Here is a 26,473-nt window from a genome sequence, read left to right on the forward strand (position 1 = left end):
ACAATGGCCAAAAAGGGCATGATCGAGCAGAACGAGCATCGCAAGAAGCTGGTGAAGAAATTCGCCGCCAAGCGAGCCGCCCTGAAGACGATCACCAAGAATGCCGACGCTCCCATGGAGGAGCGTTTCCGGGCGCAGCTCGAGCTGGCGGAACTTCCGCGCAACAGCTCGAAGGTGCGTGTCCGCAATCGCTGCGAAGTCACCGGCCGTCCGCGTGCCTATTATCGCAAGCTGAAGATGAGCCGCATCGCGCTGCGGGACCTGGGCAACAATGGCCAGATTCCCGGCATCGTGAAGTCGAGCTGGTAAGGAGGTCACGTCATGTCACTATCTGATCCTCTCGGCGATATGCTGACCCGCATCCGCAACGCCATCATGCGCAATAAGTCGTCGGTGATGACGCCGGCGTCGAAGCTGCGCGGCCGGGTGCTCGACGTCCTCAAGGACGAGGGCTACATCCGCGGCTACACGCAGACCGAATTCGTCAACGGCCAGTCTGAGTTTCAGATCGAGCTGAAGTATTATGAGGGCACTCCGGTGATCCGCGAGATCGCTCGCGTCTCCAAGCCTGGTCGGCGGGTCTACGTTTCGGCGAAGACCATCCCGCAGGTGGCGAACGGGCTGGGCATCTCGGTGCTGTCGACGCCTAAGGGCGTCATGGCCGATCACAGCGCCCGCGAACAGAATGTCGGCGGTGAGGTGCTCTGCCGCGTCTTCTGACGCGGTAGCAGCCTCCCAGCGCAACGAACGGACAGGGTTTCGATATGTCTCGTATTGGTAAAAAGCCGGTCGCCGTACCCGATGGCGTGACTGCGTCCGTCGATGGGCAGACCGTCACGGTCAAGGGACCGAAGGGCGAGCTCTCCTTCGTGGTGAACGAAGAAGTGCTGGTGAAGATGGAAGAGGGCGCGATCCAGGTGGATCCGCGCGACCAGTCCAAGGATGCGCGGTCGAAGTGGGGCATGTCCCGCACGATGATCTCGAACATCCTGAACGGCGTGAAGACCGGTTTCGAGAAGAAGCTCGAGATCAACGGCGTTGGCTATCGTGCGTCGCTGCAGGGCAAGAACCTTCAGCTGGCGCTTGGCTTCAGCCATGACGTGCTCTATCCGGTGCCGGAAGGCATTCAGATCGTCGTTCCGAAGCCGACGGAGATCGTCGTCTCGGGCATCGACAAGCAGCGTGTCGGCCAGGTCGCCGCTGAAATCCGCGAATACCGCGGTCCCGAGCCGTACAAGGGCAAGGGCGTGAAATACGCGGACGAAACCATCGTCCGCAAGGAAGGCAAGAAGAAGTAGGGCTCGTTATGGCTACACCGAAGGAAAACCTGCGGCGCCGTGCTTCGCGCGTCCGCCGCTCGCTCAAGAAGGTGGCGAATGGCAGGCCTCGCCTGTCCGTTCACCGCTCGTCGAAGAACATCTACGCGCAGATCATCGACGACGAGGCGGGCCGGACACTGGCTGCAGCTTCGAGCCTCGATGCCAATCTGCGCGAAGCATTGAAGACGGGGGCCGATACGGCCGCCGCAGCTGCCGTGGGCAAGCTCGTCGCCGAGCGCGCCAAGGAAGCTGGTGTCACGGACGTGGTTTTCGATCGCGGCGCTTTCATCTATCACGGCCGCATCAAGGCTCTGGCTGATTCCGCCCGTGAGGGCGGGCTCAACTTCTGAGCCTGTCGTTCCGCCGGCATTGCGGCGGCGGAGTGGAAACGAACCGGACGGTCGCCAAGGCGGCCGTCTTCGCTTAGACGCCTCCGGAAAAGAACAAGGAACAGGATATGGCGCCTCGCAATGACAGACATGACGATCGCGACGACGGTTTCGTCGACAAGCTCGTCCACATCAACCGCGTCGCCAAGGTCGTCAAGGGCGGCCGTCGCTTCGGTTTCGCCGCGCTCGTCGTGGTCGGCGACCTGAAGGGCCGCGTCGGCTTCGGCCACGGCAAGGCCCGTGAAGTGCCGGAGGCGATCCGCAAGGCGACGGAAGCCGCCAAGCGCGACCTGATCTTCGTTCCGCTGCGCGACGCTCGCACGCTGCATCATGACACCGAAGGCCGCCATGGGGCCGGCAAGGTCATCCTGCGCGCGGCAGAAGCCGGTACCGGCATCATCGCCGGTGGTCCGATGCGCGCCGTGTTCGAGGCCGTCGGCATGCACGACGTCGTCGCCAAGTCGCTCGGTTCGTCGAACCCCTACAACATGGTTCGCGCCACGTTCGACGCGCTGAAACAGGCGGTTCATCCCAAGGACGTTGCGGCGCGCCGGGGCTTGAAGTACTCGACCCTGCAGGCACGTCGCCGCGATCTCGCGGGCGTCTCGGCTTCGGCCGAGGATTGATTGGACGGGCAGGGGTCCGACCCTTGCCGCTTTGAGTGAAGGAGCCAATCGATGGCCGACAAGAAGACTGCGGGTAACACCATCACCGTCGAGCAGATCGGCAGCCCGCTTCGCCGCCCCGACGCCCAGCGCCAGACGCTGGTCGGGCTTGGCCTGAACAAGATGAACCGCCGCCGCACGCTCGAGGACACTCCTGCGGTGCGCGGCATGATCGCCAAGGTCCACCACCTCGTTCGCGTGATCGAGGAGGCCTGATCATCGATGCTGACGCGGCCGTCCGGCCGCGTCGCTTCGAGAGGCACAACCCATTGCCAGAGCGTCTCTGCCGTCCCGACCCGTCGGGACATCGGGCCGGGGATACTCCAGGAGAAGACTGATGAATCTGAACGAGATCTCCGACAAGCCCGGTGCAACGCAGTCGCGCAAGCGCGTCGGTCGTGGCATCGGTTCGGGCACCGGCAAGACCGGCGGTCGCGGCGTGAAAGGCCAGAAGTCCCGCTCGGGCGTCGCCATCAATGGCTTCGAGGGCGGCCAGATGCCGCTCTTCCGGCGTCTGCCGAAGCGTGGCTTCACGAATATTTTCGCCAAGGACTTCACCGTTGTGTCGGTCGGGCGCATCCAGCAGGCGATCGACGCCGGCAAGCTCGACGCCGCCGACGCGATTGATGTCGCTGCCCTGAAGGCAGCTGGGATCGTTCGTCGCACGAAGGACGGTGTCCGTCTGCTCGGCGACGGCGAACTCTCCGCGAAGATCACGATCACCGTCGCGGGCGCTTCCAAGTCGGCGGTCGAGAAGGTCGAGAAGGCCGGTGGTTCGGTGACGTCCGGGAACAGCACCGCGGCTTAAGCCGCGGCTTGCGCCCCACGTTCGACCCGCCTATCTCTCGGGCTCCCTCGGCGAGGGGGCTCGCTTTCAACCCGGGCCGGCGGGTTTCGCCTGAGCGTCTCTCGACCGACATGCGGGACGACAACCCGGAGACATCCCCTTCATGGCATCGGCTGCGGAACAACTCGCCGCTAACTTGAATTTCTCCGCCTTTTCCAAGGCCGAGGACCTCAAGAAGCGTATCTGGTTCACGCTCGGCGCGCTTCTGGTCTACCGGCTCGGGACGTACATCCCGATGCCCGGCATCAATCCCGATGCGCTGGCGCAGGCTTTCTCGCAGCAGTCGTCGGGCATTCTCGGCCTGTTCAACATGTTTTCCGGCGGCGCCATCGAGCGCATGGCGATCTTCGCCCTCGGAATCATGCCCTACATTTCGGCGTCGATCATCATCCAGCTCATGACCTCGGTCGTGCCGTCGCTGGAGACGCTGAAGAAGGAAGGCGAGCAGGGCCGCAAGGTCATCAACCAGTACACCCGTTACGGCACCGTTCTCCTGGCGACGGTTCAGGCCTACGGCATTGCCGCGGGGCTGGAGTCGCAACCGGGCATCGTCGTCGACCCGAGCTGGTTCTTCCGCGTTTCCGCCGTGATCACGCTTGTCGGTGGCACGATGTTTCTGATGTGGCTCGGCGAGCAGATCACCGCGCGCGGCATCGGCAACGGTATCTCACTGATCATCTTCGCCGGCATCGTCGCCAACCTGCCGTCGGCCATTGCCAACCTCTTGGAGCTCGGCCGGACCGGTGCCCTGTCGACCGCGATCATCCTGCTGGTGATCGTCGTCGCGATCACCTGCATCGCCGGCATCGTGTTCTTCGAGCGGGCGCAGAGACGGTTGCTGATCCAGTACCCGAAGCGCCAGGTCGGCAACCGCATGTTCCAGGGCGACACCTCGCACCTGCCGCTGAAGCTGAACACTTCGGGCGTGATCCCGCCGATCTTCGCCTCTTCCCTGCTGCTGCTGCCGGTCACCGTCGCGAACTTCACCGATACGACGCAGCTGCCGGCGTGGGCGACCACGGTGGTCGCTTCGCTCGGCCACGGCCAGCCGCTGTACATGTTCCTGTATGCCGCGCTGATCGCATTCTTCGCGTTCTTCTACACGGCTGTCGTCTTCAGTCCCAAGGACACCGCCGACAACCTCAAGAAGCATGGCGGCTTCATCCCGGGTATCCGTCCCGGTGAGCGTACGGCCGACTACATCGACTATGTCCTCACCCGGATTACCGTCATCGGCGCCATCTATCTGGTGGTGATCTGCCTGTTGCCCGAGTTTCTCATATCGGCTGCCGGCATTCCGTTCTATCTCGGGGGCACCTCGCTGCTGATCGTCGTCAGCGTGACCATGGATACGGTCGCCCAGGTGCAGGGCCACCTTCTGGCCCACCAGTACGAGGGCCTGGTCAAGAAGGCGAAGCTCAGAGGGGGGAGACGAGGGGGCAAATGATACTGATTTTGTTGGGGCCGCCGGGCGCGGGCAAGGGTACCCAAGCCCATCGGCTGATCGAAAGACTGGGCATACCGCAGCTTTCGACGGGGGACATGCTGAGGGCGGCGGTGGCCGCCCAGAGCGAAGTAGGGAAGCAGGCGAAGGCCGTAATGGACGCCGGCAATCTCGTCTCGGACGACATCGTCAACGCGATCGTTTCGGAGCGGATCGACCAGCCGGACTGCGCCAACGGCTTCATCCTCGACGGCTATCCGCGCACGCTGGTGCAGGCGGATGCGGTCGAGGCGATGCTGGATGCCAAGGGCCTGGCGCTCGATCACGTGATCGAGATGCGGGTTGACGACGACGTGCTGGTCAAGCGCGTCTCCGGTCGTTTCACCTGTGCCAAGTGCGGAGCGGTCTATCACGACGAGGACCGCAAGCCGAAGGTGGACGGCGTCTGCGACGTCTGCCAGTCGACCGAATTCAAGCGTCGGCCGGACGACAATGCCGAGACCATGCGCACCCGTCTGAGGTCCTATTACAAGGATACCTCGCCGCTGGTCGGGTACTACCACTGCAAGGGTACGTTGCGCTGGGTAGACGGTATGCAGGACGTCGATGCGGTGACGCAGAGCATCGAGCGCATCGTCAACGGCTGACGCTGCGCCACCAACGACCCCGGGGCAGGCGGTTGACTTGTCAAGCCCCGATGATCTATAGCCTGCGCCTATTCGCGAATCCTTTGCGATCGGCGCAGGCCTTCGTTTGGAAGTCCTGTCTCGGTCGTTGTCGGCCGTAGGGCTCCCGCATCTTGTGCGAGGCAGCTTCTCTGCCCATTTAATTCTAGGAGTATGGTTGTGGCACGCATCGCTGGCGTCAACATCCCGACGAACAAGCGCGTCGTCATCGCTCTGCAGTACATCCACGGCATTGGCTCGACGTTCGCGAAAGAGATCGTCGAGAAGGTCAATCTCGGCGAAGAGCGCCGGGTGAACGACCTCACCGATGCCGAGGTTCTGCAGATCCGCGAGATGATCGATCGCGATTATCAGGTCGAGGGCGATCTTCGCCGCGAGACCGCGATGAACATCAAGCGACTGATGGATCTCGGCTGCTACCGCGGCCTGCGCCATCGTCGCGGCCTGCCGGTGCGCGGCCAGCGCACCCACACCAATGCCCGCACCCGCAAGGGCCCGGCAAAGGCGATCGCAGGCAAGAAGAAATAATTCGCGGCGCGCCTTCGGGCGCGCTGTCGGTGTAGCCGCTGGAATGACGGCGGTGTCGATATCAACAGGACCGATTTTATATGGCTAAAGAAGCACAGCGCGTTCGTCGCCGCGAACGCAAGAACATCACGTCGGGCGTCGCCCATGTGAGTTCGACCTTCAACAACACGCTGATCACCATCACCGACGCGCAGGGCAACACGATTGCCTGGTCCTCGGCCGGTGCACAGGGCTTCAAGGGGTCGCGGAAGTCGACGCCGTTCGCCGCGCAGACCGCGGCTGAAGACGCCGCGAAGAAGGCGCAGGAACACGGCATGCGCACCCTCGAGGTAGAGGTGTGCGGACCGGGTTCGGGCCGTGAGTCGGCGCTTCGCGCGTTGCAGGCCGCAGGGTTCACCATCACGTCGATCCGCGACGTGACGCCGATCCCGCACAACGGCGTGCGTCCGCGCAAGAAGCGCCGCGTCTGATCCGAAACGGCTGCGGCGGGCCTTCAGCCCGTTTCGCGGCCGGTCGAGGTTGCGGCGGTCGGCTGGCGCCCCTCGGGCACTGCGCCGAAGCATAATTCGAGCCGAGAAGCCGGGTCCGATCGCCAGTGCGATCCGATCGTCGGGCTCCGGCATCAGAACCATCGCCACGATTGGATAGTGGCGAGGAAACTGGAAGGCATCCGTCATGATTGCTAGCAACTGGCAAGACCTCACCAAGCCGAACCAGGTCGTCTTCAAGAACGGCGGAAGCCGGACGAAGGCGTCGCTGACCGCTGAGCCGCTGGAGCGCGGTTTCGGCCTGACGCTCGGCAATGCGCTCCGTCGCGTTCTCCTGTCGTCGCTCCAGGGCGCGGCCGTGACCGCCGTCCAGATCGATGGCGTCCTGCACGAGTTCTCGTCGATCCCGGGCGTCCGCGAAGACGTGACGGACATCGTCCTGAACGTGAAGGAAATCAACATCGGCATGCAGGGCGAAGGCCCGAAGCGGATGGTGCTTCGCAAGTCCGGCCCGGGCGTCGTTCGCGCCGGTGATATCCAGACCGTCGGCGACATCGAGATCCTCAATCCCCAGCACGAGATCTGTACCCTCGACGAGGGCGCGGAGATCCGCATGGAATTCACGGTCGACACCGGCAAGGGCTATGTTCCTGCTGACCAGAACCGTGCCGAAGACGCGCCGATCGGGCTGATCCCCGTCGACTCGCTGTTCTCGCCGGTCAAGAAAGTGTCCTATAAGGTCGAGGCCACCCGCGAGGGGCAGGATCTCAACAAGGACAAGCTGACCATGTCGATCGAGACCGATGGCTCGATCACGGGTGAGGATGCGGTGGCCTATGCCGCCCGTATCCTCCAGGACCAGCTGTCCGTGTTCATCAACTTCGAAGAGCCGCAGCGCGACCAGCGGGCGGGCGCGGGCGCCGACGAGCAGATCGCCGAACTCGCCTTCAACCCGGCGCTTCTCAAGAAGGTCGACGAACTGGAGCTTTCGGTCCGTTCGGCGAACTGCCTGAAGAACGACAACATCGTCTACATCGGCGATCTGATCCAGAAGACCGAAGCGGAGATGCTCCGCACCCCGAACTTCGGTCGCAAGTCGCTGAACGAGATCAAGGAGGTTCTTGCCTCCATGGGTCTCCACCTCGGCATGGACGTTACCGATTGGCCGCCGGAGAACATCGACGATCTGGCCAAGCGCTACGAAGACCAGTACTGAGCATGAACTGCCGCTCCCGGCCTCATCGGCCGGGAGCGTTTTCAATCATTCAAAGGAACGGCGGCCTGTCGCATCGACGGCAGGGACGCAAAGATCCCGACCCCCGGCCCTGGAGCCGGTAGACTTCCCGAGGAAAATCCCATGCGCCACGGCAAAGCCGGACGGAAACTGAACCGAACCGCCAGTCATCGTAAGGCGATGTTCGCCAACATGGCGGCGTCCCTGATCCTGCACGAGCAGATCGTGACCACGCTGCCGAAGGCGAAGGACCTTCGTCCGATCGTCGAGAAGCTGGTGACGCTCGGCAAGCGCGGCGACCTGCACGCCCGCCGCCAGGCACTCTCCAAGGTGCGCGACGGCTCGGTGATCCCGAAGCTCTTCGACACGCTCGCCCCGCGTTATGCTGACCGTCAGGGCGGCTATTGCCGCGTCCTGAAGGCCGGCTTCCGTCGCGGCGACAATGCGCCGATGGCCGTCATCGAGTTCGTCGATCGTGACCCGGACGCCCGGGGCGCCATCGACCGCGAGCGTCTCGAGGACGAGGGCCAGGACGACGCGTCCTGATCCATCCGGTTCGACCGGAATCTGTTAGCGACGAAGGGGCCCCGGTGGCCCCTTTTTCATGTGCGGCGTTTGGCGAGGAGTCGAAAATAGCGGACGATACGGTCCTGCTCACCGGGGTTTCCGGCTTCATTGCCAAGCACGTGGCGCTACGGCTTCTCGACCGCGGCTATCGGGTCAGAGGCAGCGTGCGGTCCGCCGGCAAGGGCGCCGAGGTCCGCGCCACGCTCGCCAGACACGGCGCAGCCGTCGAACGGCTGGACTTAGTCGAAGCGGATCTCCTGGCGGAGGCGGGCTGGGCCGATGCGGCCGCCGGGTGTCGCTTCCTCATCCACACGGCATCCCCGTTTCCGATGGCGCAGCCGCGGGACCGGTTCGCGCTGGTGCCTGCGGCACGGGAAGGAACGCTGCGGGTGATTGCCGCCGCCCGGAAGGCGGGGGTGGAGCGCATGGTAATGACCTCGTCGATCGTTGCCGTCTATCAGGGCCACGAGGACCGTACCGATGTGCGCTACGGCGAGGCGGACTGGTCGAACGTCGACAGTCCGTCCGTCGGTGCCTATGCCGTATCCAAGACCGAAGCCGAGCGGGCCGCCTGGGAGGCGTCGCGAGACGCGGGGCTGGAACTATCCGTCATCAACCCCGCCTTCGTCCTCGGCCCGCTGCTCGACGCCGATGCCGGAACATCGGCCATGGTGATCGCCATGATGATGCGCGGCCGGACGCCGGTGGTTCCGGATGTCAGCTTCGGCATCGTTGATGTCCGCGACGTGGCAGATGCGCACGTGGCAGCCATGGAAGTGCCCTCGGCTGCCGGGCACCGGTTCATCCTCTCGGCGGGCACACGCTCGCTGATGGAGATCGGCCGCCATCTCGCCTCGGCCGAGCCCACCCTCCGCCGCCGCGTTCCGCGATTCGTTCTGCCCGATTATGTGGTCAGGACGGCGGCGCTGGTGTCCAGGCAGGCTCGTCTCCTTCTGCCCGAGCTTGGCCGCCCCAAGGATCTCGACACCGATCTGGCCCGCACGACTCTCGACATCGTGTTCAGATCGCCTGAGGAAGCGATAGCCGCTACCGCGACAAGCCTTCGGAACTATGGCGTCGTTCGTTAACGTGCTGAAAACGCGGTTTTTTGGAGCGTCGGGCACGTTAACCGCTCGGCGTGCGAAAGCCGGGAGTGTGGCGGAAAAGTCATCGTTGCCGCCAGCTCGGCGTGCCATACGGACCACGCGGTTCGAGAAAATCTGAAAATTCGGCGGAAACGCGGCAACCAAAAGGCCGCCCGGGCATTTTCGACCCCAACATAGGGACGTGCGCTGCGTCACAGTGGCGAGCTTTTACACGGGTTAAACTACTTCCATGCACGATGTGACCACGAACAACCTCAAGGGGCCTTCTTCCATGCGCCGGACACTGCTGACGCTTCTCGGTGCGGTCGCCGCATTCGGCGTCCTGACCGCCAGCTACGCGACGGCGGAACTGCCGGAGCAGGCGCCGAGCGCCATCACCACCGGCACCACCGATCTGCGATAGCAGCCACAAAACCGACCAAGCGTGTGATAAGGGGCCTTCGTGGCCCCTTTTTCGTGGACGGTCTCCGGCTCCTGCCGGACCCAAGCGACGCGGGGCGCCGGATAACGACAGGCGGGTCATGCGTCCGAACCGACTTCTCAGAATCCTTCTGATCTCGTTCATCGCGATTCCTCTGCCGCCTCACGGCGCCGTTGCGGAGGAGGGGTGGAGCCTTCGCGGTCTCGTGCAGGGGCTGTTCGGCCAGGGGGATGGCGCGGCGAACGACGCGACCCGGCCCTCGGCTCCCGGTAGCGACGGCCAGCCACTCGCAGGCGACTCGCTCGCGACGGCGCCGGTTCCGGCCGAAGCGGTCGGACCCGAACGCCGCCTTCCGTCAGCCGAAGCCCAGATTCAGCTGTCCTTCGCGCCTCTGGTGAAGGAGACGGCACCCGCCGTCGTCAACGTCTACGCGGCGCGCGCCGTGCCGGCACGCCAGTCGCCCTTCGCCAACGATCCGTTCTTCGGCCAGTTCTTCGGCCAGCGTTTCGATTCCCGCCCGCGCATGGAATCCTCGTTGGGGTCCGGGGTGATCGTCGACAGGATGGGGCTCGTCGTGACGAACAACCATGTCGTTGCCGACGCCGACGAGGTGAAGATCGCCTTTGCCGACGGGCGGGAGTTCCAGACCACCGTCCTCCTGAAGGACGACAAGGTCGATCTGGCGGTGCTGAAGATCGAGGGGGAGGGCCCGTTCCCGACTCTGGCCATGGGCAATTCCGACGGGCTGGAGATCGGCGACCTCGTGCTGGCGATCGGCAACCCATTCGGGATCGGCCAGACCGTGACCAACGGCATCGTCTCGGCGCTCGCCCGTACTCATATCGGCGTCAACGATTTCGGCTTCTTCATCCAGACGGACGCGGCGATCAATCCCGGCAATTCCGGCGGCGCGCTCATCGACATGCAGGGGCAACTGGTGGGCGTCAACACAGCGATCTTCTCCCGCTCCGGCGGCTCCAATGGAATCGGTTTTGCCATTCCGTCCAACATGGTGGCGAGTTTCGTTCGCGCAGCCCGCGAAGGCGATCGCTTCGAGCAGCCTTTCCTCGGCGCGGGATTTGCGCCGGTCACGCCGGACATCGCCGAGGCGCTGGGGCTCGATCGGCCGACCGGCGCCCTCGTTCATGAGGTCGGCGGCGACACGCCGGCTGCCGAGGCGGGGCTGGAGGTCGGCGATGTCATCCTGGGGGTCGGCGACGTCGCCATCGACAGTCCCGATGCGCTTGGCTACCGGCTTGCTACGACCGGCATCGGGGGCGTCGCGAGGCTGCAGATCCTGCGTGGCAACGAGCGCCTCGCGGTGGATCTGCCGCTGCAGCCGGCACCCGAGACGCCGCCGCGCGACGAGCGCGTCCTCGGCGGAGAGACTCCGTTTGCCGGCGCGACCGTGCTCAACCTCTCGCCGCGCGTCGCCTCCGAACTCGATCTGCCGATGAACAAGACCGGGGTCGTGGTGACGGCAGTCGCGCGGGGCTCCTATGCTGCCCGGTTCGGCCTGCGTCCCCGCGACATCCTGCTGGCGCTGAACGGCCAGCCGATCGAATCGACCGAGGCATTGGAAGCGATGCTCGCCGGCCGCTTTCTTGGCTGGCGGTTCGAGCTTGAGCGTGACGGCCGCCGCATGTCGCAACTGGTGCGCTGAGATGAGCGATCTCTTCGGCGAAGCCCCTGCAGCGCCCCGCGGATCTCGACGCGCTTCCGTTCCGTTCGACGACGGCTCGCGCCCGCTTGCCGACCGGCTGCGGCCGCGGACGCTGGGCGAGGTGGTGGGCCAGGAGCATCTGACTGGCCCGGACGGGGTACTGTCGCGCATGCTGGATGCGGGAAGCCTTGGCTCGATGGTGTTCTGGGGCCCGCCCGGGACCGGCAAGACCACCGTCGCCCGATTGCTCGCGAGCGAGGTCGACTACGCTTTCGAGCAGATCTCGGCGATATTTTCCGGCGTGGCTGACCTCAAGAAGGTATTCGAGGCGGCGCGGCTGCGTCGCACCAACGGCACGCGCACGCTGCTCTTCGTCGACGAGATCCACCGCTTCAACCGTGCTCAGCAGGATTCGTTTCTGCCGGTGATGGAAGACGGCACCGTCGTGCTGGTCGGGGCAACTACCGAAAACCCCTCCTTCGAACTGAACGCCGCGCTCTTGTCGCGAGCCCGCGTCCTGACCTTCCGGTCGCACGGGCCGGAGAGCTTGGCGCGGCTGCTCGAGCGTGCCGAAGAGGCCGAAGCAAGGCCGTTGCCGCTCGACGAGGAGGCCAGGCTCGCGCTGGTGCGGATGGCGGACGGTGATGGCAGGGCGATCCTGACGCTCGCCGAGGAGGTCTGGCGCGCGGCGAAGACCGGCGAGATATTCGATGCGGCGACTGTCCAGGACGTCGTGCAGCGGCGCGCGCCGGTCTACGACAAGAGTCAGGACGGCCATTACAACCTGATCTCGGCGCTGCATAAATCGGTTCGGGGGTCCGATCCGGACGCGGCTCTCTACTGGCTCTGCCGCATGCTCGATGCCGGCGAGAACCCGCTCTATCTCGGGCGGCGCCTGGTGCGCATGGCGGCGGAGGACATCGGTCTCGCCGATCCAAGCGCACTACATATCGCGCTCGCCGCCAAGGACGCCTACGATTACCTGGGCTCGCCGGAGGGGGAACTGGCACTGGCCGAAGCGACCGTCTATCTCGCGGCCGCGCCCAAATCGTACGCCGTCTATGTCGCGTACAAGGCGGCGATGCGTGCGGCCCGCGAGCATGGCTCGCTCTTGCCACCGAAGCACATCCTCAACGCGCCCACCCAGCTGATGCAGGACGAGGGCTACGGCTCGGGCTACGCCTACGACCACGATGCGCCGGAGGCGTTCTCGGGTCAGGATTATTTCCCGGAAGAGATGGGCCGCCGGGAATTTTACCGCCCTACCGACCGCGGCAGGGAAGCGGCCTTGCGCGAACGGATGTCGCATTGGGCAGATCTGCGCGAAGCGACGAAGAAAAGCCGCCGCTAGGACGTCCGTCGGCTCGAATTCGCCCCTCGCGAACGAAAAATGTCGCTGCCGAGCCACAATCTCGCCTGAAATCGTGTATGACGCCCTGGGTGGCCGGTTCTTCGGGCCGCCGCGAGACGCGCCAGCCACCAAGGCCGCCGCCGATTTTCTCTGGCTGATCGCACCGCTTTGTCCCGTCAAAGCGGTTGCTTGCCGTGGCCTCTAGCGCCGCCCGGCCTACCGCCCAAACCGAGACGAGGAAGCGATGAGCACCGAAGAGACGCAGATTCCCGAAGAATCGGTGACGAATTACGAAGTCGGCCAGGACAATGTCCAGCGGTTCGGCCTCGACATTCACAATCCGGTATTTCCGATCTCGGCTGCGGTGATCATTACCTTCGTCGCGTTGACGCTGCTGTTTCCCGACGCCGTCGACGGCTTCTTCGGCTGGCTTCGTCCGGCCATCACCTCGACCTTCGACTGGTTCTTCATCCTGGCCGGCAACATCTTCGTGCTGTTCTGCCTCTATCTCGTGCTGTCTCCGCTCGGGAAGATCCGCCTCGGCGGCAAGGACGCACTCCCCGAGTTCGGCTATTTCGGTTGGTTCTCGATGCTGTTCGCCGCCGGCATGGGTATCGGCCTGATGTTCTATGGCGTCTCCGAGCCGATCACCCACTTCACCGCCTCGCTGGAGGGCGGCAGCGCCGCTCCGCTCGGCGGCGCCGTGGGCGACGAGCTGGCGTCGCGCCGCCTCGGCATGGCCGCGACAATCTATCATTGGGGTCTGCATCCCTGGGCGATCTACGCGGTGGTCGGGCTGGCGCTGGCCTTCTTCAGCTACAACTGGGGCCTGCCGCTGACCATGCGCTCGGCCTTTTACCCGTTGCTCGGCGAACGCGTCTGGGGCTGGCCCGGCCACATCATCGACACGCTGGCTGTCTTCGCGACGCTTTTCGGTCTTGCGACCTCGCTCGGGCTCGGGGCCCAGCAGGCGGTTGCCGGCCTAAGCTACCTGTTCGGCGTGCCCGATACGCTGTTCAGCAACATCGTGCTGATCGTGCTCATTACAGGTGTCGCCCTGGTCTCGGTGCTCGCGGGGCTGGATGCCGGCGTGAAGCGGCTGTCGGAGATCAACATGGGCCTGGCGCTGCTGCTCCTGGTCTTCATCTTCACCGTCGGTCCTACCCTCGTGCTGGTTCGCGGCTTCTTCGGCAATGGCTGGGAGTACATCAGGGAGCTGGTGCCGCTCTCCAATCCCTTCGGTCGCGGCGACGATGACTACCGCACCGGCTGGACGACGTTCTACTGGGCGTGGTGGATGAGCTGGTCGCCTTTCGTCGGGATGTTCATTGCCCGGGTGTCGCGGGGTCGCTCGGTGCGCGAGTTCATCACCTGCGTCCTCTTGATCCCGACGATCGTGTCGGTGATCTGGATGACCGTCTTCGGCGGCACTGCGCTGACCCAGACGATCGCCGGCTTCGACGGCATCGTCGATGCCGCGCTCGAGGTGAAGCTCTTCGTCATGCTCGACCAGCTGCCGCTGTCGATGATCAGCTCGTTCGTCGGGATCGTGCTGGTAATCGTGTTCTTCGTCACCTCGTCGGACTCAGGCTCGCTGGTGATCGATACGATCACCGCCGGCGGCAAGATCGACGCGCCGGTGTCGCAGCGGGTGTTCTGGGCATCCTTCGAAGGCCTGGTGGCGATCGCGCTGCTGGCAGGCGGCGGCCTTGCGGCCTTGCAGGGAGCGGCCATCACCACGGGCTTTCCGTTTGCCTTCCTGCTGATCGCGCTGTGCTGGTCGACCTTCCTCGGCCTGCGCGCCGAGCGTCGCAAGCCCTTCCTGGAAAACGTACGGGCCGAAGCAAGCTAGGCCTCACAGCCGCCACGTCGGCGGAGCAGGGTCGGCGCTTGTGTGCCGACTATCCCCGCCGGGCGGCTGACGGTATAGAGGCGCAATGATGGAATGACCCGGTCGCTGCCGGCGGAGTGCTCCTCGCACCGCCGGCGTCCGGGTGTCGCGGCCCCGCTTGCGGGGCTGCTTGACGTTTGTGGCGGTATGATCCGTCCGACGCGTCGGGAAGGATAAGCCGGATCATGGCATCGGTAGAACAGAAGCGCGTTGAAGACGACGAGGCCGGGCTGCGCCTCGACCGGTGGTTCAAGCTGCATTATCCGGGCCTCGGCTTCGGCCACCTGCAGAAGCTCCTGCGCTCCGGACAGGTGCGGGTCGACGGCGGTCGCGCCAAGTCCGACACGCGCGTCGCGCCGGGCCAGATGATCCGCGTCCCGCCCATGGGCAGCGATGCCGCGCGCCGCGTCGGTCCGCTCACACCCAACACGATGCGCGACCGCAACGACGGCGACGTTCTCTCGCAGATGCTGATCTACGAGGACGACAAGGTGCTGGTGTTCAACAAGCCGGCAGGGCTGGCGGTGCAGGGCGGCTCGGGCGTCTCGCGCCATGTCGACAAGATGCTCGAGGCCTGGCGCAGCCGGAAGGGCGAGAAGCCCAGGCTGGTACATCGGCTCGACCGCGACACGTCCGGCGTCCTGGTGGTGGCCCGCACGCGCGGCGCCGCCACGGCACTGACCCGCTCGTTCCGCGAACGCGACACCAAGAAGACCTACTGGGCCGTGGTGAAGGGAGTCCCGGTTCCCCACGACGGCCGCATCTCCACCTATCTGGTGAAGGAGCAGACGGAGGACGGCGACCGGATGCGCGTCGCCAAGCATGGTGAGGAGGGGGCCGACCACGCCCTGACGCACTACCGGGTGATCGAGAACCTGGCGCAGAACTTCGCCTGGCTGGAGATGGAGCCCTATACCGGCCGCACCCATCAGCTGCGCGTCCATGCCCTGCATCTCGGCCATCCGATCCTCGGCGACCCGAAATATTTCGAGCACGACACCAACTGGGACTTCCCCGGCGGCGTCCAGAAGCGGCTGCATCTCCATGCGCGGCGGATCGTGATCCCGCATCCCGATGGCGGCCTGGTGGACCAGGTGGCGCCGCTGCCACCGCACATGGTGCAGACCTTCAACCTCTTCGGCTTCGACGAGGAGCTCGGCGACTGATGAAGGCGATCCTCTTCGACTGCGACGGCACCATCGCCGATTCCTGCGGCGTGATCTGCGACATCATGCGGCGCACCTTCGTGGCTCATGGCCTGGATGCTCCGGCAGACGCGGCGACGCGGGACATCATCGGCCTCTCGCTCGATGTCGCCATCGCCCGCCTGCACCCGGGCGTGGAGGCCTCGCTGCTTGCCTCCCTGGTCACCGGCTACCGGACGCAGTTCCGCGCGGCGCGTGTGGAACCGGGCTTCCGCGAAATGCTGTTCCCCGAGATGAGGGGGCTGATCGATCGGCTTTCGGCGCGCGATTCCCTGCTTCTTGGCATGGTCACCGGAAAATCCCGCAGGGGTGTCGCAGCGCTTTGCGCGGAGCACGATATGGCGGCTGCGTTCTCGGTGGTTCGCACGGCCGACGACTGCCCGTCCAAGCCGCATCCGGCGATGGTACTCGAATGCTGCGAGGCCCTTGGGGTCGGTGCACAGGATACGTTGGTGGTCGGCGATTCGATCTACGACGTCGAAATGGCTCGCGCTGCCGGCGCGACGGCAATCGGTGTCGCCTGGGGAACCCATCGACCCGACATGCTCTTCTCAGCCGGTGCGGCAGAGGTGGCCGGCACGCCTGGAGAACTCGGTCTGCTGATCGACCAGTGGCGCGAAGGCGGCCTTGCCACCGCCCGCCGGGAAGTGCTGAGCGCCGTTTCCTGAAGGATCGTGCCGGGCGCGGGAGCATTGCTTCCATCCCGTTGGTCCACCATCCCGACGAGTGACGCAATGAGCAAGTCGATCAACCCTCGCCCGGAACTGCCGAAGCGCTTCTACGCGGAAGTCACCGTGTCGGAAGGCGAGGGCGGCCACGCCATCCTCCTCGACGGACGGCCGGTCAAGACGCCCGCGCGCCGCCCGCTGGCCATCCCCAGTCGGGCCGTCGCGGACGCGGTGGCGGCCGAATGGGAGGCGCAAGGGGAACGTATTGACCCGGCGACGATGCCCGTGACCCGCCTCGTCAACACCGTCGTCGACGCCATCGCCGACGATCCGGATCCGGTGCGGACCGACGTCGCGCGTTATGCGGAGACGGATCTGCTGTTCTATCGCGCCGGAGACCCGGCGCGGCTGGTCGAGCGACAGCGCGACCGCTGGGATCCGATCCTCGAATGGGTGCATCAGCGGCTGGGCGCGCGCTTTCTGCTCGCGGAAGGCGTGATGCATGTCGCCCAGCCGGAGCCCTCCCTGCGCGCGGTTGCCAGGCACGTCGCCGATTTCGCCGATCCCTTCGCCGTTGCGGCATTACACCAGGTGACCACGCTGACCGGCTCGGCACTGCTGGCACTGGCGCTGGCGGACGGCCACGTCACGGCAGAGGAGGCGTGGTCGCTGGCGCATCTGGATGAAGACTGGAACATCGAGCAATGGGGCGCCGATGCAGAAGCCGAGATACGGCGGGCACTGCGATGGGAAGAGATGCAGGCGGCGGCGCTGATCCTCGCCGGTCGTTGAGCCAGACCGCGGGCGGTGAAGTTCCTCCGTGGGTGTGCTAACGGCCATCGGGCAGCGCCCGTGACAGGGTGACTGGGAGGAGGGAAGCAAATGCGGGACATGCTGGGGGAACTCGAGGCACGGCGCGAGCAGGCCCGACAAGGCGGTGGCCGTAAACGCATCGACGCGCAGCATGCCAAGGGCAAGCTCACCGCCCGCGAGCGGCTCGACGTGTTTCTCGACGAGGGCTCGTTCGAGGAATTCGACATGTTCGTCCAGCACCGCGGGACGGATTTCGGCATGGCTGAACAGACCATTCCCGGCGACGGCGTCGTCACCGGCTGGGGCACGGTGAACGGCCGCACCGTCTTCGTCTTCGCCAAGGACTTCACCGTCTTCGGCGGCTCGCTGTCCGAGGCGCATGCCGAGAAGGTCCAGAAGGTCCTAGACATGGCGCTGCGCAATCGCGCGCCGATCATCGGCTTCTACGATGCCGGCGGCGCCCGCATACAGGAAGGGGTCGCCGCGCTCGGCGGCTATGCCGAGATCTTCCAGCGCAACGTCCTCGCCTCCGGCGTCATCCCGCAGATCTCCGTGATCATGGGCCCTTGCGCCGGCGGCGACGTCTATTCCCCGGCGATGACCGACTTCATCTTCATGGTCCGCGATACGTCCTACATGTTCGTCACCGGCCCGGACGTCGTGAAGACCGTGACCAACGAGACCGTCACGGCCGAGGAGCTCGGCGGTGCGTCGGTCCACACGGTGAAGTCTTCGATCGCCGACGGCGCGTACGACAACGACATCGCCGCGCTGACCGAGATGCGCCGGCTGATCGACCTGTTGCCCGCCTCGAACACGTCGCCGGTGCCGGAACTGAGCTTCAGCCAATCGGTGACGGAGGAGGACCCCTCGCTCGATACGCTCGTGCCGGACAATGCCAACAAGCCGTACGACATCAAGGAGCTGATCGCCAAGACGGTCGACGAGGCCGATTTCTTCGAGATCCAGGCGGCGTTCGCCAAGAACATCGTCACCGGTTTTGGCCGCATCGAGGGCCGAACCGTCGGCATCGTCGCCAACCAGCCGATGGTGCTGGCCGGCGTCCTCGATTCCGACGCCTCGCGCAAGGCAGCGCGCTTTGTCCGGTTCTGCGATTGCTTCTCCATCCCGGTCCTGACCTTCGTCGACGTGCCGGGTTTCCTGCCGGGTACCGCGCAGGAGCAGGGCGGCCTGATCAAGCACGGCGCCAAGCTGCTCTTCGCCTATGCCGAGGCGACGGTGCCGAAGGTTACGGTGATCACCCGCAAGGCCTTCGGCGGCGCCTACGATGTCATGGCCTCGAAGCACCTTCGCGGCGACATCAACTATGCCTGGCCGACGGCGCAGATCGCCGTGATGGGCGCCAAGGGGGCGGCGGAGATCATCCACCGGCGGGACGCGGCGGACCCTGAGAAGCTGGCGCAGCACACGCGGGAATATGAGGAGCGTTTCCTGTCGCCGTTCGTCGCCGCCGAGCGCGGCTATGTCGACGAGGTGATCATGCCGCACTCGACGCGGCGCCGCGTCGCCAGGGCGCTGGCGATGCTGCGCAACAAGGATCTCGAGAACCCCTGGAAGAAGCACGACAACATCCCGCTATAGGCGGCGCGTCGTCGTTTCAGGCGGCGACGGAGCGCTGCGCGACGATGAGGTTTCGGCCGCGCTGCTTGGCGGCGTAGAGCGAGGCATCCGCAGCCGCGATGAGATCGGCGGGCGAGGTCATCTCCGAATTCCGGCTGGCAGCTCCGATACTGATCGTCACCCGGTCTTGAGAAGAGGCCTCGTGATGGGGGATGGCTGCGCGGTCCGTCGCCTCCAGGATTCTGTGCGCTACCGAGAGCGCCCCGTCGAGGCCGGCATGCGGCAAGACGACGGCAAACTCCTCGCCGCCGTACCGCGCCACGATATCCACGTCGCCGCGCGTCTCTCCGACGATGATCTGGGCGATCCGCTTCAGGCAGTCGTCGCCACACTGATGGCCAAGATGGTCGTTGTATATCTTGAAATGGTCGATATCGATCATCAGCAGCGAAAGCGGCTGGCCGGAGCGGGCCGCCAACTCCCATTCGCTCTCGAAACGCACGTCGAAGGCCCGGCGATTGGCGATGCCGGTCAGCCCGTCCAGGCTCGCCAGAAGCTCGAGCGCCGACTGTGCCTCCTTCTGTGCGGTGATGTCGCGCAGCGTCTCGACGACCGCGATGAGGGTGCCATCGTCGGCGTAGATGGGACCGGCATCGATCGCCAGATAGCGGCGGCCGCGGCCCGTCGGAAATACGCACCAGTTTTCGGCAGACAGGGCGCCGGTCTGGCAGTCCAGGCTCCGGTCGATCTCGTAGAACTCGGCGACCCGCGCCGACGCTCCCTCAAGTACCAGGTCGGCCAAGCAACGGCGCTGTTGCTGGTAGAAGCCGGTCCAGTGACGGCGCGTACCGAGAACCGCTGATGCCGGCACCCCGGTCATCCGTTCGCAGGCGCGATTCCAGATGATCACCCGGCCGGCGGCGTCGAGCACAAAGGTGGGGACGACGAGATGCTCCATCAACTGAACGGCGAAGGTGTGGTATTTCGCCTCGCGCATCATCGCATTCAACCCTCCCATTCCATCTGAAACGTTGCATCGCCATTATTGGAACAGAGATCTTAACGAATTCTGTTTCACTGTTGCAAGACTCATCATATCTTGATGGCAAAAGCGCAGCGCAAGGAAAGATTGAGAGTTTTTGGGGTTTTCGCTTGGGAAGATATGATATGGACCCGTGGAGCGGGACATCCTTGGTGTCGACAGTCTGGATGAATTCTGTGAAGTCGCTCGCGACGCAGCCGGGGCTTACGCCCGCGACCGTCTCAGGATCAACTCCAGCGCCTGTCGAAATCGCGACCGGTCGGCGGCGGTGAAGGAGGCGTTGTAGCCCTTGCTCTCGCCCGTCTCGCGCAGATGCTGCTTGAACGCGCGCATGGACAGTGCCGCACCGATCGACTCCGGCGTGAATTCTCGCCCTGTCGGACCAAGGGCGGCGGCGCCGGCTTCGAGCGCCCTGGCGGCGAGGGGGATGTCCGCCGTGATGACGACGTCTTCCGGCGCTGCCGCTTCGGCGATCCAGTCGTCGGCAGCGTCCGCGCCCTCCGCCACGACCACGATTCGGGCATCGGGATAACGCGACGGCCGCATCCCGCCGTTCGACACGAGGAATGCCTCGGCGTCGTGGCGCAGGGCCACCTCGATCGCCTCGTCCTTCACCGGGCAGGCATCGGCATCGATCAGTACTTTACGGGGCATCAAGTTTTCCACTCGCCTGTCGCCGTTCGCCGGCAAACGATCCTCGGCGACGGGGATGATCGCAACATGCCATGAAGCACCATGACGTCACTTGCCAGAACCTTTGAAAACACTCCGGCCGAAGTGCTGCGCGGGATAGCCATCATGATTGCCGCCGCGGCATTCATTCCGCTGCTGGACGCTTTCGGCAAGATCCTCGTGATGACGTATCGCGTATCGGCGGGCGAGGTCGCGCTGGTCCGTCTCGTCCTCCAGGCCGGGCTGATTCTGCCCGTCCTGCTGCTGGCCCGCGGGCGCAGTGGTCTTAGCACCACCCATCTCTGGCTGAACCTGCTGCGAGGTGCGCTGCTTGCCTTCTCCGGCGTCGCCTTCTTTGCGGCGCTCGAGTTCATGCCGCTTGCCGATGCCTCGGCGGTGTTCCTGATCCAGCCGATGATCGTCACGCTATTATCCGGCGTGCTGCTGAAGGAGCGGATCGGCTGGCAGCGAATCGCTGCCGCCGCCGTCGGCTTTATCGGCGCTCTCGTCATCGTCCGTCCCAGCTATGCGGTGTTCGGCGTACCATCACTGTTTCCGGTGGTCGCCGCCGTCTGTGCCGCACTGTACATGATCGTGACGCGCAAGGTTTCGCACGGTGCCAAGCCGCTTACGATGCTGTTCTACTCGGGCCTCGGGGGCAGCGTGGTGCTGTCGGCGGTGATGGTCGTAACCCTGCCATTCGACATTCCCGCCCTGCGCCTCGCCTGGCCGGCGTCGGCAGCGATATGGCAGCTGCTGCTGCTCACCGGCCTTATCGGGGCGATCGGCCATTTGCTTTTCATTCTCGCCTACCGGCTGGCGCCGGCGTCGGTGCTGGCGCCCTTCGGCTATGTCGAGATCGTCTCGGCGGTTCTTCTCGGCTACCTGATCTTCGGCGAAGTGCCGGACGGCGCAAAATGGTTCGGCATGGCGATCATCGTCGGCTCCGGGCTTTTCATCTACGCTCGTGAAAAGCGTCTCGCCCGCAATCTTCCACCGCCGCCGCTGGTCCACTGAGCGACTGTGTCAGCCCGCGGCCGAGTCCTGCTCTTCGAGCCGCGCGATCTCCCGATCGAGCCCGTCGCGGCGAGATCTGAGGGCCGCCAGGCGATCGGCATGGTCGGATCCGGGCACGGGCTCGTCTTCCGGTGCGGCACCATAGCCGCCGATCAGCCAGGCCGGGCTGACGCCGAGGATCCCCGCGAGGGTGATCAGCTTGTTGGCGCGCGGTTCCGCCCGGTCACGCTCCCATCCGCGCATGGTCTCCGGCTTTACGCCGAGCCGCGCTGCCAGCTGCGACGTCGCCATCCCGAGCGTCTCGCGGCTGCGCTGGATGCGGCCGCCCAGCGTATCGTGATCCCTGCGTGCGGTGATGTTATCCACTTTTTCCCCTCCGGTCGGGTAACCCCATCTATCGCATCGACAGCCCCAAGCTGCTGTCTGATGAGCGTCGTCGGGCAAACGTCTTGCGGCGGTGCCGACCCTTGGCTTGCAGGAACTTTGCGCAAAGGTCAAAACGATCGCCCGCATCTGACACGCCGGAGCGTCGCGCCATGTTCAAGAAGATCCTGATCGCAAATCGCGGCGAGATCGCCTGCCGGGTCATCAAGACGGCGCGGGCAATGGGCGTATCGACGGTCGCCGTGTACTCGGACGCCGACCGGCACGCGGTGCATGTCCAGTTGGCCGACCAGGCCGTCCACATCGGCCCGGCGCCTGCTGCGGAGAGCTATCTGGTCGCGGAGAAGATTCTCGATGCGTGCCGGGAAACCGGCGCCGAAGCGGTGCATCCGGGCTACGGTTTCCTCTCCGAACGCGCCTCGTTCTGTGAACTTCTGGAAGACAACGGTATCGTCTTCATCGGGCCCAAGCCGCGCGCGATCCGCGCCATGGGCGACAAGATCGAATCGAAGCTGTTTGCGCGAGAGGCAGGTGTCAGCATCGTGCCGGGCCACCTGGGCGTCGTCGAGGATGCCGAGACCGCAGTCCGGATCGCCGACGAGATCGGCTACCCGGTGATGATCAAGGCTTCCGCCGGCGGCGGCGGCAAGGGCATGCGCATCGCCTGGAACGCGGCGGAGACGCGCGAAGGCTTCCAGTCATCGGCGAACGAAGCCAGGAACTCCTTCGGCGACGACCGGATCTTCATCGAGAAATTCATCGTCAACCCGCGCCACATCGAGATCCAGGTGCTCGCCGATGCCCATGGCAATGCCATCCACCTCGGCGAGCGCGAATGCTCGATCCAGCGGCGAAACCAGAAGGTGGTGGAGGAGGCGCCGTCGCCGTTCCTCGACGCCGCAACGCGTGCCGCGATGGGCGCCCAGGCCGTCGCGCTTGCCAGAGCCGTTGACTACCAGAGTGCCGGCACGGTCGAGTTCATCGTCGATCGCGACCGCAATTTCTATTTTCTCGAGATGAACACGCGGCTGCAGGTGGAGCATCCGGTGACCGAACTCGTCACCGGTATCGATCTGGTCGAGGAGATGCTGCGGGTCGCGGCCGGCGAGAAGCTGCGCTTCGCCCAGGAAGACATCAGGCTGAACGGCTGGGCCGTGGAGAGCCGGATCTACGCCGAGGATCCGTTCCGTGGCTTCCTGCCCTCGATCGGCCGGCTTACCCGTTACCGGCCGCCGCAGGAGGGCGCCTCCGGCGAGGTGACGGTTCGCAATGACACCGGTGTGCGGGAGGGCTCGGAGATCTCGATGTACTACGACCCGATGATCGCCAAGCTCTGTACGCATGCACCCGACCGGGCGACGGCGATCGAGGCGATGGGCACGGCGCTCGCCGCGTTCGAGATCGAGGGGATCGAGCACAACATCCCGTTCCTTGCCGCGCTGATGCAGCATCCGCGCTGGCGCGAAGGGCGGATTTCGACCGCCTTCATCGCCGAGGAGTATCCAGATGGCTTCGAGCGGCCGGCAGTCCCCGAGGCGACGCGGCGCAACGCGGCGCTGATCGCCATCTCGATCGAGATCGCCCGGAAGGCTCGGCTGGACAAGCATGTCGACCGCCTCCGGGAGCATCCCGGCACGACACGCCGCGAATGGGTCGTTAGGATCGACGACGACTATTATTCGGTCGCGGTCGACCCGGAGGCGCGGGAAGGCGGGCAGGCGGCCTTCCGGATGAGCCTCGACGGCGAGACCAGCCGCGTGATGTCCGCGTATCGTCCCGGCGTTTCGCCCTGGTCCGGGTCGATCGACGGCACCGCCATAACGGCGCAGGTCCGTCCGGCCCGCGAAGCAACGCTCCTGTTCCTCGACGGCCTCTGGCTGCATGCGCGCGTGATGACACCGCGGATTGCCGAGCTCGACCGGCTCATGCCGGTCAAGTTGCCGCCTGATACCTCGCGCATGCTTCTCTGCCCGATGCCGGGGCTGGTCGTTTCGATCGCCGTTGCCGAAGGTCAGGCGGTGAAGGCCGGGGAGACGCTGGCCGTGGTGGAGGCGATGAAGATGGAGAACATCCTCAGGGCCGAGCGCGATCTCACCGTGGCGAGCCTCAAGGTCCGGCAGGGCGACAGCCTTGCGGTCGACGCCGTCATCATGGAGTTTGCTTGATCGTCAGCGGCTGAGGGCCATCGAGGGTCGGGCCGAACACGCGCTCGAAGTTCTGGCGCAGCAGCATGTCGACTTCCGGCAGCGTGACCGGAATCCCGAGATCGGCGAGGCTGGTGACGCCATGGCCGCGGATGCCGCATGGCACGATGCCGGCGAAATGGTCGAGATTCGGGTCGACGTTCAGCGAGATGCCGTGGAAAGTCACCCAGCGGCGCACGCGGATGCCGATCGCAGCGATCTTGTCCTCGGCGACGGCGTCATCGACGCGCCTGGCGCGCTCCGGCCGGCGGACCCAGACGCCGACCCGGTCCTCGCGGCGCTCGCCGGTGATCTGGAACTCACCGAGCGTGGCGATAATCCACGCTTCCAGAGCGGCGACGAAGGCACGCACGTCCTGCCGGCGGCGTGTCAGATCCAGCATCACGTAGGCGACCCGCTGGCCGGGCCCATGATAGGTATATTCGCCGCCGCGACCCGTCGCGAAGACAGGCAGCCCGCCGGCGTCGACCAGATCGGCCTCCTGGGCGCTGGTGCCGGCCGTATAAAGCGGGGGGTGCTCGAGAAGCAGCACGGCCTCCGACGCCGTGCCTGCAGCGATCGCCTTCGCCCGCTCCTCCATGGCAGCCACGGCATCGGGGTAGGAAGTCAGTCCACCAAGAATCACCCACTCGACCGGCGGCGATCCTTCAGGGGCGGTGAATCGCTCCGCAACGGTCGCGAGTCGTGTTTTCGCGTAGTCTCTGTCGGTCCGGACATCCATGCGCTTCATGTAGCGATCCGTAAGCACCGGGAAAAGCGGCATTTCCTGCAGGCGGACCCGATCCGGGGGAATTCGCGGCGACATACGGCGAAAGACCTTGTGCCCCCCGGGAAGTCTTGTTACATGCCCGCCACCGACGGCCTCGCGGCTTTCGGTACACGGCGTGCGGTCGTGGCGGAATTGGTAGACGCGCAGCGTTGAGGTCGCTGTGGGGCAACCCGTGGAAGTTCGAGTCTTCTCGACCGCACCACCTTATTTATAAGGCATTGATGGGAAAGCAGTTTTTCCCGTCAACCCCGCACCTGCTACCAGGGTGCGGGGATAGAGTGTTCACCAGGCGTTCCGATCGAGCTTGCTGATGGCGCCTTTGGCCAGTCGGCGCCGATCGGCAGCGCGGGTGTAGAGCGAGGCCATGGCGCCTCCCTGCCATCCGAAAATCGCTTCAAGTTCGGCCACCGTTGCGCCGGCGTTCGCAGCGCGCGTCGCGCCGATCTTGCGGACGCCATGGGCCGATTTCTGGACCTTCGCCTCGCGGCAGGCTTCGCGGAAATCGTTGCCGAAGGTTTCCTTAGTCAAAGGCTGGCCGCGCTCGCCGCAGCTAAAGGCAAGATCTCCGCAGGGCCCCGCCGCGAGCGTCGCGGCGAGGACCGGGAGAATCGGTATCGTGACCTCCATCGTGTAGCGGCTCTTCTCGATCTTCAGCGTGATCACGCCTTCGCTGACATGCTGACGCCCGGCACGCACAGCGTCACCGCGGCGAAGACCCGTGTAGAGCAGAACATCCAACCTGACGCGCTGACGGGTGCCGACCGGCCATCGGGCCTCAAAGCGGTCGACGTCGTCCTCGGTCCAGACCGGGAAGCCGTCGGTCTTCGGCCGGGCCGGGTTCTTGACGCCGGCGGTCGGATCGATTGCGACGTGTCCCGCCTCGAGTGCCCATCGGAACAAGCCCCGCATGGCGTCGAGAAAGTTGCGCGCCCGGGCAGGCGTGGCGGCGCGCTTCTCCCGACCGGCGACGATGACGGCCTTCGTCATCGCCTGGTAGGGCTGTTTTCCGACATTGGCTATCACGCCCTTGAAGATGTTCTCGCGCTGGCGCCGTGTGGCAGCCGAGAGCGTGAGCCAGCCGCCCGTCTCCCGGTGACGCGCAATCAGCCACTCGAGCGAGTGTATGGGCTGCCTCGGCAAAGCCAACGTCATCCACCGGCTGTACAACGGGGAGCAGATGTGAGGGCTTAGAGACTCACCTGACATGGCTTCTTCAACGAAGCGCGCAGATCCTACCTCAGGACCGTCGGCTCATCCTAGAAACCAGAATTCCCAGTTCGGAGCACATGCGCGCGACCACGGCGCGGTTGAGTCTGTCCAGCCTTACGGAGGTGCAGGCAGCCGAGCACCCAGCTGGCGTAGGTCTGGGTGGGGAGCAAGTGCCGCATGTTGAACGTCAACCGGCAAGCCAGAGCATTCTCGCAACTTTGATGTGACCGATGCTGATCTGGCGGCAATGATTGCCGACGGTCAGGTTGAAGTCGACGTCCTCCTGAAATTCAAAACGGGAAGACATGAA

At 65.2% G+C, this 26,473-nt stretch carries 29 protein-coding genes and 1 tRNA gene; 25 read left to right on the forward strand and 5 right to left on the reverse strand.

Going from position 1 to position 26,473, the window contains the following annotated elements; translation table 11 throughout:
* The first annotated feature begins 3 nt into the window (after positions 1 to 3).
* The 22 genes from rpsN (at position 4) to GGR03_RS02420 (ending at position 18,887) form a co-directional block, all read left to right on the forward strand.
* Positions 4 to 309 (forward strand): 30S ribosomal protein S14, encoded by a 306-nt coding sequence (gene rpsN, locus GGR03_RS02320; RefSeq protein WP_183205948.1) that lies wholly within the window; start codon positions 4 to 6, stop codon positions 307 to 309.
* 12 nt (positions 310 to 321) lie between these two features.
* A complete protein-coding gene (gene rpsH / locus GGR03_RS02325) occupies positions 322 to 720 on the forward strand; it encodes a 30S ribosomal protein S8 (RefSeq protein ID WP_163044860.1) in 399 nt (132 codons plus the stop codon).
* A 44-nt stretch (positions 721 to 764) separates the two neighbouring features.
* Complete coding sequence (rplF, locus tag GGR03_RS02330; protein WP_163044859.1) at positions 765 to 1,298, forward strand: 50S ribosomal protein L6; 534 nt, start codon at positions 765 to 767, stop codon at positions 1,296 to 1,298.
* Positions 1,299 to 1,306: 8 nt separating this feature from the next.
* Positions 1,307 to 1,669: a 50S ribosomal protein L18 gene (gene rplR / locus GGR03_RS02335; protein WP_183205950.1), complete on the forward strand. Its 363-nt coding sequence runs from the start codon at positions 1,307 to 1,309 to the stop codon at positions 1,667 to 1,669.
* 107 nt (positions 1,670 to 1,776) lie between these two features.
* Positions 1,777 to 2,334: a 30S ribosomal protein S5 gene (gene rpsE, locus GGR03_RS02340; protein WP_183205952.1), complete on the forward strand. Its 558-nt coding sequence runs from the start codon at positions 1,777 to 1,779 to the stop codon at positions 2,332 to 2,334.
* A 51-nt stretch (positions 2,335 to 2,385) separates the two neighbouring features.
* On the forward strand, positions 2,386 to 2,589 hold the full coding sequence (rpmD, locus tag GGR03_RS02345) for a 50S ribosomal protein L30 (RefSeq protein WP_163044856.1): 204 nt from the start codon (positions 2,386 to 2,388) through the stop codon (positions 2,587 to 2,589).
* Positions 2,590 to 2,710: 121 nt separating this feature from the next.
* On the forward strand, positions 2,711 to 3,181 hold the full coding sequence (gene rplO, locus GGR03_RS02350) for a 50S ribosomal protein L15 (RefSeq protein WP_183205955.1): 471 nt from the start codon (positions 2,711 to 2,713) through the stop codon (positions 3,179 to 3,181).
* A gap of 142 nt (positions 3,182 to 3,323) precedes the next feature.
* Positions 3,324 to 4,667, forward strand: coding sequence for a preprotein translocase subunit SecY (secY, locus tag GGR03_RS02355; protein WP_183205957.1), 1,344 nt, complete (start codon positions 3,324 to 3,326; stop codon positions 4,665 to 4,667).
* Entirely contained in the window at positions 4,664 to 5,311 is a 648-nt protein-coding gene (locus tag GGR03_RS02360) for an adenylate kinase (RefSeq protein ID WP_183205959.1), read from the forward strand. The genes secY and GGR03_RS02360 overlap by 4 nt, the downstream gene beginning before the upstream one ends.
* Before the next feature lie 198 nt (positions 5,312 to 5,509).
* Positions 5,510 to 5,878, forward strand: a complete 369-nt coding sequence (rpsM, locus tag GGR03_RS02365; protein ID WP_183205961.1) for a 30S ribosomal protein S13 — start codon at positions 5,510 to 5,512, stop codon at positions 5,876 to 5,878.
* An 80-nt stretch (positions 5,879 to 5,958) separates the two neighbouring features.
* Positions 5,959 to 6,348, forward strand: coding sequence for a 30S ribosomal protein S11 (gene rpsK, locus GGR03_RS02370; protein ID WP_163044851.1), 390 nt, complete (start codon positions 5,959 to 5,961; stop codon positions 6,346 to 6,348).
* Between the two features lie 205 nt (positions 6,349 to 6,553).
* On the forward strand, positions 6,554 to 7,582 hold the full coding sequence (locus tag GGR03_RS02375) for a DNA-directed RNA polymerase subunit alpha (RefSeq protein WP_183205962.1): 1,029 nt from the start codon (positions 6,554 to 6,556) through the stop codon (positions 7,580 to 7,582).
* Positions 7,583 to 7,723: 141 nt separating this feature from the next.
* Positions 7,724 to 8,146, forward strand: coding sequence for a 50S ribosomal protein L17 (gene rplQ, locus GGR03_RS02380; protein WP_183205963.1), 423 nt, complete (start codon positions 7,724 to 7,726; stop codon positions 8,144 to 8,146).
* Positions 8,147 to 8,190: 44 nt separating this feature from the next.
* Positions 8,191 to 9,255, forward strand: a complete 1,065-nt coding sequence (locus GGR03_RS02385; RefSeq protein WP_252920115.1) for an NAD-dependent epimerase/dehydratase family protein — start codon at positions 8,191 to 8,193, stop codon at positions 9,253 to 9,255.
* 289 nt (positions 9,256 to 9,544) lie between these two features.
* Positions 9,545 to 9,676 carry a hypothetical protein gene (locus GGR03_RS24550; RefSeq protein ID WP_255696820.1) on the forward strand — a complete coding sequence of 44 codons (132 nt, stop codon included), beginning with the start codon at positions 9,545 to 9,547 and terminating at the stop codon, positions 9,674 to 9,676.
* A 118-nt stretch (positions 9,677 to 9,794) separates the two neighbouring features.
* Positions 9,795 to 11,357, forward strand: a complete 1,563-nt coding sequence (locus GGR03_RS02390; protein WP_183205964.1) for a Do family serine endopeptidase — start codon at positions 9,795 to 9,797, stop codon at positions 11,355 to 11,357.
* Between the two features lies 1 nt (position 11,358).
* Positions 11,359 to 12,708 carry a replication-associated recombination protein A gene (locus GGR03_RS02395; protein ID WP_183205965.1) on the forward strand — a complete coding sequence of 450 codons (1,350 nt, stop codon included), beginning with the start codon at positions 11,359 to 11,361 and terminating at the stop codon, positions 12,706 to 12,708.
* A gap of 244 nt (positions 12,709 to 12,952) precedes the next feature.
* Complete coding sequence (locus GGR03_RS02400; protein WP_183205966.1) at positions 12,953 to 14,560, forward strand: BCCT family transporter; 1,608 nt, start codon at positions 12,953 to 12,955, stop codon at positions 14,558 to 14,560.
* Positions 14,561 to 14,784: 224 nt separating this feature from the next.
* Positions 14,785 to 15,765 (forward strand): RluA family pseudouridine synthase, encoded by a 981-nt coding sequence (locus tag GGR03_RS02405; protein ID WP_183205967.1) that lies wholly within the window; start codon positions 14,785 to 14,787, stop codon positions 15,763 to 15,765.
* Positions 15,765 to 16,472, forward strand: a complete 708-nt coding sequence (locus tag GGR03_RS02410; RefSeq protein ID WP_183205968.1) for an HAD-IA family hydrolase — start codon at positions 15,765 to 15,767, stop codon at positions 16,470 to 16,472. Before GGR03_RS02405 ends, GGR03_RS02410 begins: the two co-directional genes overlap by 1 nt.
* Before the next feature lie 66 nt (positions 16,473 to 16,538).
* Positions 16,539 to 17,264, forward strand: a complete 726-nt coding sequence (locus tag GGR03_RS02415; RefSeq protein ID WP_183205969.1) for an ATP12 family chaperone protein — start codon at positions 16,539 to 16,541, stop codon at positions 17,262 to 17,264.
* 90 nt (positions 17,265 to 17,354) lie between these two features.
* Positions 17,355 to 18,887 (forward strand): acyl-CoA carboxylase subunit beta, encoded by a 1,533-nt coding sequence (locus GGR03_RS02420; RefSeq protein ID WP_183205970.1) that lies wholly within the window; start codon positions 17,355 to 17,357, stop codon positions 18,885 to 18,887.
* A 16-nt stretch (positions 18,888 to 18,903) separates the two neighbouring features.
* Here the strand turns inward: GGR03_RS02420 and GGR03_RS02425 are convergent, their stop codons facing one another.
* A complete protein-coding gene (locus tag GGR03_RS02425; RefSeq protein WP_246367666.1) occupies positions 18,904 to 19,866 on the reverse strand; it encodes a sensor domain-containing diguanylate cyclase in 963 nt (320 codons plus the stop codon).
* Between the two features lie 246 nt (positions 19,867 to 20,112).
* Positions 20,113 to 20,562 carry a YaiI/YqxD family protein gene (locus tag GGR03_RS02430; RefSeq protein WP_183205971.1) on the reverse strand — a complete coding sequence of 150 codons (450 nt, stop codon included), beginning with the start codon at positions 20,560 to 20,562 and terminating at the stop codon, positions 20,113 to 20,115.
* Positions 20,563 to 20,643: 81 nt separating this feature from the next.
* Here GGR03_RS02430 and GGR03_RS02435 point away from each other — a divergent pair, with 81 nt between their 5' ends.
* Positions 20,644 to 21,597: a DMT family transporter gene (locus GGR03_RS02435; protein ID WP_281378949.1), complete on the forward strand. Its 954-nt coding sequence runs from the start codon at positions 20,644 to 20,646 to the stop codon at positions 21,595 to 21,597.
* Positions 21,598 to 21,606: 9 nt separating this feature from the next.
* Here the strand turns inward: GGR03_RS02435 and GGR03_RS24160 are convergent, their stop codons facing one another.
* Positions 21,607 to 21,963, reverse strand: a complete 357-nt coding sequence (locus GGR03_RS24160) for a helix-turn-helix domain-containing protein (protein ID WP_252920114.1) — start codon at positions 21,961 to 21,963, stop codon at positions 21,607 to 21,609.
* Positions 21,964 to 22,133: 170 nt separating this feature from the next.
* On the opposite strand from GGR03_RS24160, the gene GGR03_RS02445 reads away from it, so the two are divergent.
* The gene (locus GGR03_RS02445) at positions 22,134 to 24,146 is read left to right on the forward strand and encodes an acetyl-CoA carboxylase biotin carboxylase subunit (RefSeq protein WP_183205974.1); all 2,013 of its coding nucleotides are present in this window, start codon (positions 22,134 to 22,136) and stop codon (positions 24,144 to 24,146) included.
* On the opposite strand, the gene lipB is transcribed toward GGR03_RS02445, so the two are convergent.
* Positions 24,130 to 24,906: a lipoyl(octanoyl) transferase LipB gene (gene lipB, locus GGR03_RS02450; protein WP_183206990.1), complete on the reverse strand. Its 777-nt coding sequence runs from the start codon at positions 24,904 to 24,906 to the stop codon at positions 24,130 to 24,132. The two genes, GGR03_RS02445 and lipB, sit on opposite strands and share 17 nt — an antisense overlap.
* Before the next feature lie 165 nt (positions 24,907 to 25,071).
* On the opposite strand from lipB, the gene GGR03_RS02455 reads away from it, so the two are divergent.
* Positions 25,072 to 25,156, forward strand: a tRNA-Leu gene (locus tag GGR03_RS02455).
* An 80-nt stretch (positions 25,157 to 25,236) separates the two neighbouring features.
* On the opposite strand, the gene GGR03_RS02460 is transcribed toward GGR03_RS02455, so the two are convergent.
* Entirely contained in the window at positions 25,237 to 26,094 is an 858-nt protein-coding gene (locus GGR03_RS02460; RefSeq protein ID WP_246367567.1) for a tyrosine-type recombinase/integrase, read from the reverse strand.
* Positions 26,095 to 26,473: the final 379 nt, after the last annotated feature.

Origin of the sequence: Aurantimonas endophytica (genome assembly GCF_014196845.1) — a bacterium.
In the GTDB taxonomy this organism is placed as follows: Bacteria; Pseudomonadota; Alphaproteobacteria; order Rhizobiales; family Rhizobiaceae; genus Aurantimonas; species Aurantimonas endophytica.

What these genes read in the sequence shown, in the direction of transcription:
- rpsN (WP_183205948.1), top strand. Translation starts at nt 4, where the DNA reads ATGGCCAAAAAGGGCATGATCGAGCAGAACGAGCATCGCAAGAAGCTG.
- rpsH (WP_163044860.1), top strand. Translation starts at nt 322, where the DNA reads ATGTCACTATCTGATCCTCTCGGCGATATGCTGACCCGCATCCGCAAC.
- rplF (WP_163044859.1), top strand. Translation starts at nt 765, where the DNA reads ATGTCTCGTATTGGTAAAAAGCCGGTCGCCGTACCCGATGGCGTGACT.
- rplR (WP_183205950.1), top strand. Translation starts at nt 1,307, where the DNA reads ATGGCTACACCGAAGGAAAACCTGCGGCGCCGTGCTTCGCGCGTCCGC.
- rpsE (WP_183205952.1), top strand. Translation starts at nt 1,777, where the DNA reads ATGGCGCCTCGCAATGACAGACATGACGATCGCGACGACGGTTTCGTC.
- rpmD (WP_163044856.1), top strand. Translation starts at nt 2,386, where the DNA reads ATGGCCGACAAGAAGACTGCGGGTAACACCATCACCGTCGAGCAGATC.
- rplO (WP_183205955.1), top strand. Translation starts at nt 2,711, where the DNA reads ATGAATCTGAACGAGATCTCCGACAAGCCCGGTGCAACGCAGTCGCGC.
- secY (WP_183205957.1), top strand. Translation starts at nt 3,324, where the DNA reads ATGGCATCGGCTGCGGAACAACTCGCCGCTAACTTGAATTTCTCCGCC.
- GGR03_RS02360 (WP_183205959.1), top strand. Translation starts at nt 4,664, where the DNA reads ATGATACTGATTTTGTTGGGGCCGCCGGGCGCGGGCAAGGGTACCCAA.
- rpsK (WP_163044851.1), top strand. Translation starts at nt 5,959, where the DNA reads ATGGCTAAAGAAGCACAGCGCGTTCGTCGCCGCGAACGCAAGAACATC.
- GGR03_RS02375 (WP_183205962.1), top strand. Translation starts at nt 6,554, where the DNA reads ATGATTGCTAGCAACTGGCAAGACCTCACCAAGCCGAACCAGGTCGTC.
- rplQ (WP_183205963.1), top strand. Translation starts at nt 7,724, where the DNA reads ATGCGCCACGGCAAAGCCGGACGGAAACTGAACCGAACCGCCAGTCAT.
- GGR03_RS24550 (WP_255696820.1), top strand. Translation starts at nt 9,545, where the DNA reads ATGCGCCGGACACTGCTGACGCTTCTCGGTGCGGTCGCCGCATTCGGC.
- GGR03_RS02390 (WP_183205964.1), top strand. Translation starts at nt 9,795, where the DNA reads ATGCGTCCGAACCGACTTCTCAGAATCCTTCTGATCTCGTTCATCGCG.
- GGR03_RS02395 (WP_183205965.1), top strand. Translation starts at nt 11,359, where the DNA reads ATGAGCGATCTCTTCGGCGAAGCCCCTGCAGCGCCCCGCGGATCTCGA.
- GGR03_RS02400 (WP_183205966.1), top strand. Translation starts at nt 12,953, where the DNA reads ATGAGCACCGAAGAGACGCAGATTCCCGAAGAATCGGTGACGAATTAC.
- GGR03_RS02405 (WP_183205967.1), top strand. Translation starts at nt 14,785, where the DNA reads ATGGCATCGGTAGAACAGAAGCGCGTTGAAGACGACGAGGCCGGGCTG.
- GGR03_RS02410 (WP_183205968.1), top strand. Translation starts at nt 15,765, where the DNA reads ATGAAGGCGATCCTCTTCGACTGCGACGGCACCATCGCCGATTCCTGC.
- GGR03_RS02415 (WP_183205969.1), top strand. Translation starts at nt 16,539, where the DNA reads ATGAGCAAGTCGATCAACCCTCGCCCGGAACTGCCGAAGCGCTTCTAC.
- GGR03_RS02420 (WP_183205970.1), top strand. Translation starts at nt 17,355, where the DNA reads ATGCGGGACATGCTGGGGGAACTCGAGGCACGGCGCGAGCAGGCCCGA.
- GGR03_RS02425 (WP_246367666.1), bottom strand. Translation starts at nt 19,866, where the DNA reads ATGATGCGCGAGGCGAAATACCACACCTTCGCCGTTCAGTTGATGGAG.
- GGR03_RS02430 (WP_183205971.1), bottom strand. Translation starts at nt 20,562, where the DNA reads ATGCCCCGTAAAGTACTGATCGATGCCGATGCCTGCCCGGTGAAGGAC.
- GGR03_RS02435 (WP_281378949.1), top strand. Translation starts at nt 20,644, where the DNA reads ATGACGTCACTTGCCAGAACCTTTGAAAACACTCCGGCCGAAGTGCTG.
- GGR03_RS02445 (WP_183205974.1), top strand. Translation starts at nt 22,134, where the DNA reads ATGTTCAAGAAGATCCTGATCGCAAATCGCGGCGAGATCGCCTGCCGG.
- lipB (WP_183206990.1), bottom strand. Translation starts at nt 24,906, where the DNA reads ATGGATGTCCGGACCGACAGAGACTACGCGAAAACACGACTCGCGACC.